This is a genomic window from Prevotella sp. ICM33 (genome assembly GCF_000517825.1).
GTDB lineage: Bacteria > Bacteroidota > Bacteroidia > Bacteroidales > Bacteroidaceae > Prevotella > Prevotella melaninogenica.
Genome location: NZ_JACD01000063.1, coordinates 43,793 through 57,196, shown reverse-complemented (window position 1 = coordinate 57,196; position 13,404 = coordinate 43,793). Strand labels below are relative to the sequence as shown.

General features: G+C 40.4%; 7 protein-coding genes. All 7 read left to right on the top strand.

What is annotated here, in order from left to right:
* Positions 1-15: 15 nt before the first annotated feature.
* The 7 genes from HMPREF1505_RS07530 (at position 16) to HMPREF1505_RS07500 (ending at position 13,385) form a co-directional block, all read left to right on the top strand.
* Positions 16-1,023, top strand: coding sequence for a 4-hydroxy-3-methylbut-2-enyl diphosphate reductase (locus HMPREF1505_RS07530; protein WP_036924213.1), 1,008 nt, complete (start codon positions 16-18; stop codon positions 1,021-1,023).
* A gap of 336 nt (positions 1,024-1,359) precedes the next feature.
* Positions 1,360-2,568, top strand: a complete 1,209-nt coding sequence (locus HMPREF1505_RS07525) for an MFS transporter (RefSeq protein WP_013265638.1) — start codon at positions 1,360-1,362, stop codon at positions 2,566-2,568.
* A gap of 1,109 nt (positions 2,569-3,677) precedes the next feature.
* Positions 3,678-6,944 carry a SusC/RagA family TonB-linked outer membrane protein gene (locus HMPREF1505_RS07520; protein ID WP_036924211.1) on the top strand — a complete coding sequence of 1,089 codons (3,267 nt, stop codon included), beginning with the start codon at positions 3,678-3,680 and terminating at the stop codon, positions 6,942-6,944.
* A gap of 68 nt (positions 6,945-7,012) precedes the next feature.
* Positions 7,013-8,467 (top strand): RagB/SusD family nutrient uptake outer membrane protein, encoded by a 1,455-nt coding sequence (locus tag HMPREF1505_RS07515; RefSeq protein ID WP_013265907.1) that lies wholly within the window; start codon positions 7,013-7,015, stop codon positions 8,465-8,467.
* 21 nt (positions 8,468-8,488) lie between these two features.
* Positions 8,489-9,205, top strand: a complete 717-nt coding sequence (locus tag HMPREF1505_RS07510) for a DUF4843 domain-containing protein (RefSeq protein ID WP_231480372.1) — start codon at positions 8,489-8,491, stop codon at positions 9,203-9,205.
* A 147-nt stretch (positions 9,206-9,352) separates the two neighbouring features.
* Positions 9,353-10,789, top strand: a complete 1,437-nt coding sequence (locus HMPREF1505_RS07505; RefSeq protein ID WP_036924207.1) for a PKD-like domain-containing protein — start codon at positions 9,353-9,355, stop codon at positions 10,787-10,789.
* Between the two features lie 52 nt (positions 10,790-10,841).
* Entirely contained in the window at positions 10,842-13,385 is a 2,544-nt protein-coding gene (locus HMPREF1505_RS07500) for a zinc-dependent metalloprotease (RefSeq protein ID WP_036924206.1), read from the top strand.
* Positions 13,386-13,404: the final 19 nt, after the last annotated feature.

The window sequence follows — 13,404 nt, the reverse complement described above, 5'->3', positions numbered from 1 at the left end:
ATTCCTTAAAAAGAAATGCTTCAAATAGAGATAGATAACGGTAGTGGTTTTTGCTTCGGTGTGACCACTGCTATTAAGAAAGCCGAAGAAGAATTGGCAAAGGGTACAAAGCTCTATTGCTTAGGTGATATCGTACATAACAGTATGGAGGTGGAACGCCTCACAAAGAAAGGACTCATCACGATTAATCATGAGCAGATGCGCGAACTACATAACGTGAAGGTTTTGCTGCGTGCACATGGCGAACCACCTGAGACTTACGAACTTGCAAGACGTAATAACATTGAGATTATCGATGCTACTTGCCCTGTGGTTCTTGCCCTTCAGCGTCGTATTAAGACACAGTATGAGAAAGGTCGTCAACCTTCTTATATGATATCTTCAAAGGGCGGAGTTGCTGTTGATGAACCTTCAAGCCTTAAGCCAGTAACGAATGAAGCGGTGGAAACCTCTATTTCCTCTGTTTCTCTTCCTCCTGCAGTAGGCGAGGGACAAGAGCTTAGTGCCTCCTCTTCCATTGTTATCTTTGGAAAGAATGGTCATGCCGAGGTGCTTGGACTTGTTGGTCAGACCCATAGTCAGGCGATTGTGATAGAGAAGTTTGAAGATGTTAAGGCGTTAGACTTTAATAATGATATCTATCTCTACTCACAGACGACAAAGAGTTTGGATGAGTTTCATAAGATTATAGAATACATTCAAAGTCATATCTCACCCAAAGCAAAGTTCCAAAGCTTTGATACCATCTGCCGACAGGTTGCTAATCGTATGCCAAACATTTCTACCTTTGCTGCCCGTCACGACTTGATTCTCTTTGTGGCAGGCCGTAAGAGTTCAAATGGTAAGGTCCTCTTTCACGAATGTTTGAGTGTAAACCCAAACTCCCATCAAGTTGAGAGTGCAGACGAAATCGACATGAGTTGGTTTGAAGGAGTTGAAACAGTAGGTATCTGTGGGGCTACGAGTACGCCAAAATGGCTGATGGAAGAATGCCGTGATGAGATACTCAGGCGTACGAAATAATAGCTTTATAATCCTCAAACAAAGAGATTAAACGCGAAAAAATATCAAGTTGTGATAGTTTTTCGCGTTTTTTTTATACCTTTGCATCGTCAATCAAGATTTAATGTGACTTTTATTGCAACACTTGGGTTAGGTTTTTTCTTGAAATGACAGAATGCAGGGTAATATTTGTTGGGCCTTCCAACAGTTTAATATGATGGAGTATGTCAGTTGTTGATGATAGGTTTTAGGGATTTGTTCGTGGACATAACATTACTCTAATCAACAAAAGAAGATATCATGTTGTCCCATATTATTTAAGTGAAGTATTCATTAATAGTGTAGCATAGTAGATTTATGAAAGAACAAAAGAGTTTCCTTGTCCCTATGGCATTCTTAGGGCTTATGTTTTTCACTTGTGGATTTGCCTTGGGTATAAATTCATTGTTGGTTCCAGTATTGAAGGTGTCGTTAAGCGTTTCTTCAATGGAAGCATATATGCTCATTGGTGCAACATTCTTGCCATTCCTTATCTTTGGCTATCCTGCGGGAATGTTAATCAGCAAGATAGGATATAAGCGTACGATGGCTATTGCGTTCGGAATGTTTGCTGTAGGTTTTGGAGTGTTTATCTTCTCGGCAGATGCAAAGAGTTTTCCTTTGTTTCTGGCAGCTTCCTTTTTCTGTGGAACGGCTAACACCTTCTTACAGGCAGCTATAAATCCTTATGTAACAATATTGGGACCAACGGAGAGTGCTGCAAAGCGTATCTCTATTATGGGTATGATCAACAAGTTAGCTTGGCCAGTGTCACCCCTCTTTATTGCTCTTTTCGCAGGTGCTTCAGGTAGTGTTGCGATAGATGATTTAGGTAAACCTTTTGCTGTGATTATTTGTCTGTTCGTTGCTTTGGGTGTAGTGGCTCTTTTGTCACCATTGCCAGAGGTGAAGGCAGCAGGTGAGGATAGCAGTGAGACTGATGAGGTTGACCAAGAAGTATCTGCTTATGCAAACAGTAAGAAGTCTGTTTTCCAGTTCCCACACTTGGTTCTGGGTGCTATTGCCATCTTCTTTTATGTTGGTGCAGAGACTATTGTGTTGGGAACGCTCATTGACTATGCGAATGAGTTAGGACTTGCTCATCCAGAAAACTATTCTTGGATAACTCCGATTAGTATTAGTATTGGATATATAGCAGGAATCATTCTGATTCCTAAGTATCTTTCTCAGACACGTGCTTTGCAGATTTGTTCATTCGTAGCCTTGTTGGGAACGACTCTTGTTGTTCTTCTTCCTGGAGTTTACAGTATATATAGTGTCGGTGTCATGGCTTTAGGATGTTCACTGATGTGGCCAGCGTTTTGGCCTTTGGCATTGATGGATTTGGGTAAGTTTACCAAGAAGGGTTCATCACTCTTGACGATGGGACTTATCGGTGGAGCAGCAATTACAGTACTGTTTGGTCTTTTAAAGGATGTTTCAGATGCTCGATATGCCTATGGTCTTTGCTTTGTATGCTTTGGCTATATCTTGTTCTATGCGTTCAAGGGCTATAAGTTACGTTAATAGATTTTTATCTAAAGGCGTTATAAGTCTCTGCATAATAACCTTTCCATTAGGTTGGAAGCAGTATTCTTATTACATTAAATAATCCTAAGTTATAATAGTTTTACGGGGTTGCCTTTACGAAGGTAATCCCGTTTTTTGTATACTATCTTTTAAACGTATGATGTTGGCTCCTCTCGTAAGATAGACTGATAAACTAAGACGCTCAAATAATATGGCACACAGAGTCACGGAGTGGACGGAGTTAAACGCAATGTTACGGAGGTGTAGCGTACAGATTCTTGATAACTCTGTTGGGATAAACGCTTTGTGTATAAATTGTTAATAGAATTGGCAAACAAGCTCCGTCGCTCTATACACTGACGATGCCTCCGTGCCTTCCATTGTTTTGTTTTATTAATCCTCCGTTCTCTCCGTGCCTCCGTGTGACATTTCTTCAAACTCTAAACGCAAGTGGCAAACCTTATCACTCCCAAATCCTGATGAACCCAAAATATGTTTAGGCTCTAATGACCGCATGGGTTAATTTTGATTTCACACTGGGTACCTGAATCTACCGACTCTTTTATTATTGCGAAATATTTTTACATAACTTCGAGCTAAATCTCCTTTTCATGCGTATAAAATAGCATTTCTAAAGACGTCTGTAACTATCAGATATACAGTATGTTATCAACTTGTGTTTTAAAAGGTGCTTACTAAGGGCTCAAAAGGGCGTTAGTAAGACTTCAAAAGGGCATCTTTTAGAAGCCTATTAAGCCCCTTTTCGAAGGCTAAAGACCATATATAAAATTCAAGGTGTACGAAAAATATTTACACACATTTATTGGTTGTGGCTAAGTGAAGGCATAAATGGCAGAAAGACAATGTAAAGAATAGGCAAAGAAACAATATTTTAGGTTTCAATCAAATATTCATGATAGATGTTATGAAATGATATGTTTTTAATATATAAACTTAAAAAATATTTGCAAGGTTTTTGTTTTTTGTGTACTTTTGTAGATTCGCTGTTTAAAAAGCGGCTTTAATAAAAAGAATATCAGTATAATTTGTATTCTACTTTTTTAATTTATAAAAATAGTTCTAAACATTAAAGTACCAGAGGGGAAATGAGAAAAGAAATGCAAAAAAGTAATCTCGTATTACGAATTTGGGCAGTACTGGCTCTGATGTTAATGCTTAGTATAGGGTCAACGGTATCGGCACAAACACAAGATGTCGATAAGATGGTGGTGACGCTGTCTATGAAGCAAACAGAAATGAAGACCTTCTTAGATGAAGTGTCAAAGCAAACAGGATTACAATTTGATGTGACTCCCGAACTACTATCTCAAGCGGAGAAAGTTAATATTGACGCACAAGCGCAGCCTGTTCGTGCCGTGTTAGGACAAGTCTTTAATAAGACTGGTTTTAGCTATAGTATTGATGGCAACAGCGTGAAACTTGTTCGTAAACCAACACAAGAGAAACGGAAGGGAGTATATGGACAGGTAACCGATAAAGACGGTTTGCCTCTGCCTGGTGTAACTATTCGAATGAAAGGCTTTAATGGCGGTTATATTACGAATTTAGATGGTCAGTATGAAATTAATACCGACTTGCCAGAGGTTACACTTACCTTTAATTATATAGGATATAAGCCTTTAGAAAAAAAGGTAAAGAATGGTACGGCTGGTAACTTCACGATGCAGGAAGACATTGGTGAGTTGGGTGAAGTCGTCGTAACAGGTTTTGCAACAAAGAATAGAAACAGTTTTACAGGTTCGCAGGTATCTATAAAGAAAGACGAATTGTTGTCTGTTGGTACAAAAAATGTACTTACGAGTTTGGCTAACTTTGTGCCAGGTCTTAGCGTGTTAGAAGATAACCTTGGCGGATCTGACCCAAATAAGATTGCTGATATCAATATTCGTGGACGTGCTACCTTCTCAGGTCAAGCTAACTTACCTGTATTCGTTGTTGACGGTTCGCAGGTAAAGGTAGACTATGTCAATGATATGGATATGAACGATATCGAGTCAATCACTGTACTCAAAGATGCATCGGCATCAGCACTCTATGGAGCGAAGGCTTCTGCAGGTGTTATTGTTATCACAACGAAGGCACTCAAGGGTGGTAAGTTGAGATTTAATTATAACGGAACATTACGTTTGTCAACTCCTGATTTGAGCGATTATAAATTGCTCTCAGCATCACAAAAGCTTGAGTACGAGCGCTTGGCAGGTCTTTACACAGCGACCAACTTAGCGGACCAATATGCGCTGCAAAACAAGTATGCATTCTATTACAACCAGATTCAAGACGGTGTAACAACCGACTGGATTAAGAAGCCATTGCGTAATGCGGTTTCTTCACAGCATAGTGTAAGTATCGACGGAGGTGATGAGCACGCACGATATAACTTAGGTGTGCGTTATGGAGATGAGGAAGGTGTAATGAAGGGTTCGAGTCGTGAGCGTTTGTCAACAAACTTCAAGCTCTCATATAACCTTTCTGGTAAGTTCTTTATCAGTAATACGGCTACTATCTCATCTGTAAAATCAACTCAGTCGCCATATGGTGACTTCTCTGAGTGGGTGAAGCAGAACCCATATGAATATCCATATGATGAGTATGGCGCATTGAAACCAAAGTTGAATTATGACCTCTCTAACCCTTTGTATGAGGCATCGTTAGGTAGTTTCAACAGAGGAAATACGCTTGACGTATTAAACACAACAACACTTCAGTTATGGTTGGGTGAGAAGTTCAGAATTGATGGAGACTTCTCAATACAAAAGACGAAATATGAAGGACGTAACTTTGTGTCACCATTCTCGGCAGATCAGATTAAGAACGTAGCCGATGTGTCACGCAGAGGAAGCCTGACAGAGACTTTCACCAGTACAACGACCTATCAGGGTAAGTTGATGGTGTCATACAATAACTATATATTTAGTAAGCTGTTCCTTACGACGATGGCAGGTGCAACGATTGAGTCAAACTCTGTCGATGGTAGTAGGTATGGTTCTGTAGGTTATTATTCAGACAATGTAGCCCACCCATTGTTGGCAGGAAACTATCCAACAGGTAAACCAGGTGGTGTAGACAATAAGTATAATGGTGCAGGTTTCTTCGTAAACCTTAACACAATATGGGATAACCGTTACTTCTTAGATGTAATTTATCGTTATGAAGGTTCGTCTAAGTTTGGTAAGAACTCTCGTTTTGCACCTTTCTGGAGTGTGGGAACAGGATGGAATATTCATAATGAGAAGTTCCTTAAAGGTTCACCTTTCCAGTTGTTAAAGCTTCGTGCAAGTTTGGGTTATCTTGGAAACATCTCGTTTGAACCCTATCAGGCGTTGACAATGTATACCAGTTTGGCTGGTCTTAACTATATAAAAGGTATTGGTGCCGTACCAATGGGTATTGGAAACAAGAACCTTAAGTGGGAGAGAACACTCAGTGCCAACCTCGGTCTTGACCTCACAATGTTCAAGGGACGCTGGGACTTCTCGGCAGATGTTTATGTAAAGAATACAGACAACTTGTTGCTTGACATCACTAAGGCTCCATCATTGGGTATCACCACGTCACGTGAGAATGTCGGAGAGGTAGAGAATCATGGATTCGAGTTCCAGACACGTGTTATCCCTATTAAGAATAAGGATTGGGAGTGGTCGTTGAGCCTTAACTATGCCTACAACAAGAATAAGATTAAGAAGATTAGTAACGCGCTTCGTGAACAAAACGAGAAGAACCAAGCAAAGGGTGGTGTGACACCATTGCCTATCTATGAGGAAGGTCAATCGTTGACAGCATTGAAGGTAGTTTCTTCAGCTGGTATCGACCCTATCACGGGTAATGAAGTTTTCATTAAGCGTGATGGCAGCCTTACGTTCGTTTACGATCCTAATGACAAGGTAGTATATGGCGATACCACGCCATTTGGTATGGGTTCAATCGGTTCTTACCTTACCTATAAGCAGTTCTCAATGGGAATGTCTATGCGTTATTCTTTCGGTGGAGCTGTCTATAACCAGACGTTAGCAAGTAAGGTGGAGGGTGCCGACCCACGCTATAACGCTGACGAACGTGTATTTAGCAGTAGATGGAAGGAAGTAGGTCAGCAAGCAAAGTACAAGCGAATTAGCGATTCAAGCGTACCTATGCAGACATCACGATTTGTTGAGACAAATAATTATATTACGCTGAGCAGTCTCTCGTTAGCATACGAAGTGCCATTGACATTCATTAAGCGATATGGCTTGAAGCGTTTACACTTGGAGATGTTGGCTAACGACCTCTTCTACCTCTCATCTGTAAAACGTGAGCGCGGATTAAGTTATCCTTATGAGCGAAGTGTAGAGTTCTCAGTAAGACTTGGATTTTAAACCGATGATGGCTGACACATTAATATAATGGTGAAAGACTATTTAGGTAACAATAAGAAAAAACGAATATGAAGAGAATATCATATTATACAAAACTATTGGTAGGTGCTGTCATGATGCTATCTGTGGTATCGTGTAACGACTTTATAAATGTTCAACCAGCAGGACAAGTTGATGAGGAAGAGCAGTTCTCATCTATCCGTGGTTTCCGTAATGCAATGTATGGTGCTTATGGTAGTATGGCAACATCAGACTTATATGGTGGCAACTTAGGCTTTGGTTTCGTAGACCAGTTAGGACAAATCTTTGGTTACGATAACTCATCAGAGACAAGCTACTTCGTAGGACAATACGATTATATGCGTAGTGATGTACGCTCAATCGTTGATGCTATTTGGACAAAGCAATATCAAGCAATAGCATACGTCAATAATATAATTGATCAAACAGAGAATGCTAAGTTTGAGCATGCGGAACTGCCTTTGATGCGTGGTGAGTGCTATGGCTTACGTGCCTTTATGCACTTCGACCTCGTTCGTCTTTTTGCTGAAGACTATGGTCAAAGCAATGCGTCAACACGTGGTATACCATACTCAACGTCTTTCGACCTCAATAATAAGAAGTTATTGACTTTGCATAAAACGTATGAAGCGATATTGTCGGATTTGGATAAAGCTGAAGAACTTTTGAAGAACGATAATGTAGTAAACGTTGAGACAACAGCTTCCAGTGACTATCTGAAAGGACGTGCTGTGTTCTTTAATAAGTATGCTGTGGCTGCTACAAAGGCAAGAGTTTACTATGCTATGGGTGACGAGGCGAATGCGGCTAAGTATGCTAAGCAGGTAATCGATGCAACCAATAACTTCTCATTGAAGAAGTATAGCTCATTGAGTGATGTAAAGCGTTTCCCTGCAGCAGGAGAATTGATCTTCGGCTTGTATAACAATACGCTTTCAAGCACTATCTCTACACTTTTCTTATCACAGACAGCACGTGGTACATTCACAGAAGGACGTAGAGATCTTGAGAATCTGTATGAGACATCAGCTTTCTCGGCTACAAGTACAGACTTGCGTTACACAGGCTATTACAGACAGAATACTACACCAGATGGTTTGAAGACCTATTCTTTTGTAAGATTCTTAGAGAGTGATGCACAGGTGAATAGCAATCCTTTACAGGGCTTGACACTAATCCGTTTGCCAGAGATGTATTATATCTTAAGTGAATGTACATACGATAGTAATAAGACAGAGGCTGTTAGATTACTCAATGAAGTAAGAAAAAGTCGTGGATTAGAGGATGTTGATAGCGCAAAGGTAGCAACACGCGAGGCTTTCAATAAGGAGATGTTGCGTGAGCGTATGCGTGAGATGCCTGGAGAAGGACAAACGTTCTATGCGTTAAAGCACTATAACAAAGCATTTACTGACTTTAGAGGTATTACCACACGTCAGCCATCTAATTCCATCTTCGTCTTGCCTTGGCCAGAAACGGAGAAAGAGTTCGGAGGACAGTAAGTTATTAAACACTTTATGAAAATGAAAAAAACAATAAGAAATATACTACTTGTTTGCGCTGGTGTAACCATATTTGCAGCATGCAGCAACGTCGACTTTGATGGTGAACATAGTTCTGACGGCATGTTTGAACCAACAAATCAAGTTAGCTTCTATTATGCACAACCGGGTGATACCGTTGTGAATTACTCATTCGGAGTAAAGCCTGTTGATACACTTACACACGTGGTTTATCTCCCTGTGCAGCTCGTAGGTAATCTTTCTACTGAGGCGCAGTCTTTCAGTGTAGAAGTTGGTAAGGGTACAACAGCTGTTGCAGGGAAGCATTACACACTTAATGCTGACACCTTGCGTTTCGCTCCTAATGCTTATCGTACCTATGTTCCGGTAACGTTGATACGTGCTAACTTATCTGAAGATAAGGACGATTCAATACGATTGGTATTGAATTTAGTAGGGAAGGATAAGTTGGGAACAAGACTTACCAAGAACAATACGGTTAAAATAACCTTTAACAACGTACTCTCTAAGCCTGATTTCTGGGAAGTGATGGAGAGTTACTGGGGTTTAGGAGCCTTTACCAAAAACAAGTATCGTAAGTTACTTGCTTATTATGATAGTAATGAGGCTACTATCAGAGATATCATAGAAGGCTCTGATGTAACGGCACAAGGCTATCTGTATCAGCATGTGCAGGAGGTAATTGCTTACTTTGCAGCGCATCCAGATGAGTTGTAAAAAGTAGGATAGGTATTGTTACTTGTCTTAAGGTATAATCGAGTGTACACTGAGTATCGTTTCAATAAGGAACTTTGGTTTACGATAAAACGATGATTATACCTTATGATAGAATGAATATTGGTAAACAGATAAATAAGAAATAAGATGATAAAGAAATATTTATATCTTCTCTTGGCACTCCCATTAGTGGCATTGTCATTTCAGTCATGTATAAAAGACGAGTCTTATGGTCCTTCTGGCAATTCGTCTAAGTTGTCATTGGCACAGGACTTACAGGAGAAATATACCCTTAATAGATGGGATACATTGAAGATTTCGCCTAATGTCGTACAGACAAATGAGCAAAAGAAGGTTGACTATGAGTGGGAAGTAAATGGTAAGGTTGTATCGACCGATGCTTCTCTTAAATATGTTTGTAAGGACTTCGGCTCTTTTCCATGTCGATTAAAGGTGAGCAATGGAGATAATATTCAATATTATGAGTTTGGACTAAATGTACAATACTCTTATGTTGATGGTCTTTACATATTAGCAAGTAATAGCGGAAAGACAATTGTTTCTTATCTACCCGAGGAAGGAAGTACAAAGACTTTTGACTTAGATGTTCTGCAAAAGAATAATCCAAGCATTGATTTCACAGGAGAACCTAAGGGAATTGATTATGCGTTAGCACGTGATAACAAGACTCCACTCTTGTTTGTTGCCGTGGGGAGTCCAAGTACTATCTATGAGTTCGACGGTAATCTGATGAATATGCGCTTCACTACAAATAGTACAGGTGATGTTACATATCTTAGAAAGAGTGCCTTGACATATCCTAAGTCAATGCTGATAATGGTAAATCATGTGCCAAACCGATTGACACTCTCAGAGACAACACCCTTCAACTTAGGTAAGTCAATAAAGGATGCTTTAGGTTCCGACATATCTTTAGCCGATGCTGCTACAGCTTGGAAGCAGCAAGACCTACGTTATGTACAAGGCTACGTAATGTTTGATAATGCTGAAGGACGATTGGTCGCACAAAAGGTACAGGCTACAGGTAAGGTGCCTGTTGAGTTATTGAAAGGTAAGTTTACGGGTGAAACACTTGTTGGTATGGGACCTGTTGACAACGAGCGTAACATCGTTTTACTCACATGGAATGCTACTTCATCAAAGTTTAAGTGCTATTATATCTTCCCAGGCTTCTATCCTTCTACAGCTACTAAGGTTGAGGCAGCAGTTGTAAAAGATGAGGCTGCTGTACCAGCTACTGCGGGTTTGACCACACAATCAGTTGTACGCGTATCTCCAGAGAAGAACTTAGTTTACTATTCTGCTGGTAATAAGCTGTATGCTTACAACGTATTGTCTGGTGGTAATTTCCCACAAAGCGCATTAACAACCTTTGGAGATGCCAGTGAGACTATCGCTGATATGCTCATCTTAGAAGGAAGCAATAAGCTTTATGTAGCTACAAACGCGGCTTCAGGTCAGCTTGTGGGAAGCATTTACTGTTTTGATATGAACGAAAATAAATTGCTCTGGGCGAAAAAGAATATTACTGGACGTATCAAGAGCATTACATACAGACAATAATGAACGTGGCATGTAAGGAGATTACATGCCACATTCAAACCATAATTCCGACATGAAAACAAACAATATAATGGTAACACTGCGCACAATAGGAATAGGCTTATTACTATTGTGCGTTAATGTTAGGGCTTTTGCCGATGATAAAAAAGGCGACGAAGAAAAAAAAGCTAAGAAGGAAACAAAATACGATAAACTATTTAAGGACAAGAAGAATGAAACGGCAAGTAGTAAGTTTATCACTGTACATAAGAGTGATGGGAAACTCTACTTGGAGGTCCCTGTTAAATACTTGCATAAAGAGATGTTGTTGGGTGGTGGTATCTCCTCAACAACAGACCCAACCTATCTGACCATTGGTACAAAGAGCTTCACTCCTTTGCATTTCTTCTTTGAAGTGCAAGACAGTAGCTTGGTTATGAAGACACCTAACAGTGTGGTTTATTCAGACGGTAGTGCAAGCGCTGAGATGCAAGAAGCCTTGAAGATTAGCTATCGTGACCCAGTCTTGATGGGCTTTAAGATTGCTGCTTACAACAATGATAGTTCGGCTATTGTGATAGATGCAACAGATTTCTTGGCACGTCCTAACAGTATGTTACCCATTATTCCAAAGAAGTCGGGTGATTTAGCATTGTCAGCTTCGCCTAAGAGCGAAATGTCTTATGTTAGAACAATTAAGAGTTTCGATCGTAATATAACAATAAACGTTGATTTCAACTATCTACTCACTGCCTCACTCATGTCTTTACCAGTTGCCAGTGAGATTCCAACAACCGTAGGTGTTACCTATAGTTTAGCGTTATTGCCAGATAGTAAGATGCGCCAACGCGTAACAGATTCGCGTGTTGGTATAGCTTCTGTATCTAAACTCACCTTCGATAATAACATAGCAAAAAGCAAGCAAACATTCATAGCACAACGTTGGAACCTCGTTCCACAGAATCTTAAGGCTTACGAACAAGGTAAGTTGTCAAAGCCTGTTAAGCCTATATGCTTTTATATTGATGATGCCTTCCCTGTTGAATGGAAGAATGCGATAAAGCAAGGAGTAGAACTTTGGAATAAGGCCTTCGAACAAGCGGGCTATCAAAAGGCTATTGAAGCCTTAGACTTCCCAAAGAATGACCGTAACTTCGATGCAGACGACATTGCCTATTCTTGTATTCGATACGTACCAAGTACTGCTGAGAAGGTTACATCTTCTTTCTTGGCGAACCCACAAACAGGAGAAATCATCAATGCGTCTGTGTTTGTTCCAGCCAATGTTGGTGATCAGATTTACCGTTGGTTATTCTTAGGTTCAGCAGCATCAGATGCCACAATGCGTACTTCTCATCTTCCACAAGACAAGTTCAATCAGGGTTTGAAGTATATGGTAGCATGCGAAGTAGGGCGAAGCCTTGGTTTGCTTGATAATATAGGAGCTTCGTATTCCTATCCTGTTGACTCACTTCGTAATAGCACATTCACACATGCCAACAATCTTGCTGCATCAATAATGGCTAATACACCTTTTAACTATGTTGCTCAGCCAAGTGATAAGGGTGTTGTTTATATGCCAGAGAATGTTGGACAGTATGACAAGCATGCTATCGAATGGGCTTATCGTTATTTCGACCCATCAAAGACAAGTTTAAGTGCTGAAACCGATGCACTTGAGAAGATGGTTGATAAGCGTGTACAGAATCCTCGTTATCGTTTCTTCCGAACCTCTTCATTGATTTGGGACCCACGTGTACAAGAAGGTGCATTGGGTAGTGATGCGATTAAGGCAAGCGAATATGGATTGCGTAATATGCAAATCGTTGAAAACAACCTTTATAACTGGGTGAAAGACGATGAAGATAGTCGCATCAAAGAGAAGTTATATTTGGCAATCTCTCAGCAGAGATATGCTTTCTTCAAACGTGTGTTGAGCAATGTTGGTGGTATCTTCTTAAACGATATGAAAGTAACATCGGGTGTTCCTCGCTATGAGGTGGTACCTAAAGCGCGTCAGCGTCAGGCGATGTTATGGTGCTTAAATCAGGCAAAGCATTTTAAGCAATATGCTAACCCAAGCTTTGAGCGTAAGGGATTCATGGCTATAAGCTATTACGACCAGCTCTTAGAGTTTATTGGATATGACCTCTTTGGTGTTCGTACACGCTTGGCAGTGGCATCACATCTGTCATCACAGAGTTATAGTCAGAAAGAATATTTCGACGACCTTTTCTCTTCACTCTTCCAAAGTGCACAATTGTGTAAGGCTCCATCTCAGGAGGAGCGAGTGTTACAACGTGCTTATCTAACGTATTCACGTGCGGTTATCGACAAGGCTAACAAGCAGGGTGGTAATGGTCCAGCGGCACTTCAGTCTACATCGGTTAACGGTAGTCAGACGAGTAGCACTGCCTATGGTAACCCTACAGCCTCCCTCGCACCAACAGTTGATGCTGCTTTGTTAGACGGCTCGGCTATTTACTTCTACACTTCACTGTTGAAGCTTAAGCCAATGTTGGAGAAGTGTGTCAAAGCAAACCTCTCACCTGATGCGCACTCACATTATTCTATGTTGCTCTTTAAGGTGAACAAAGCTTTGGAGGATGGTCAATGAAATATTCATTAATAGCTAA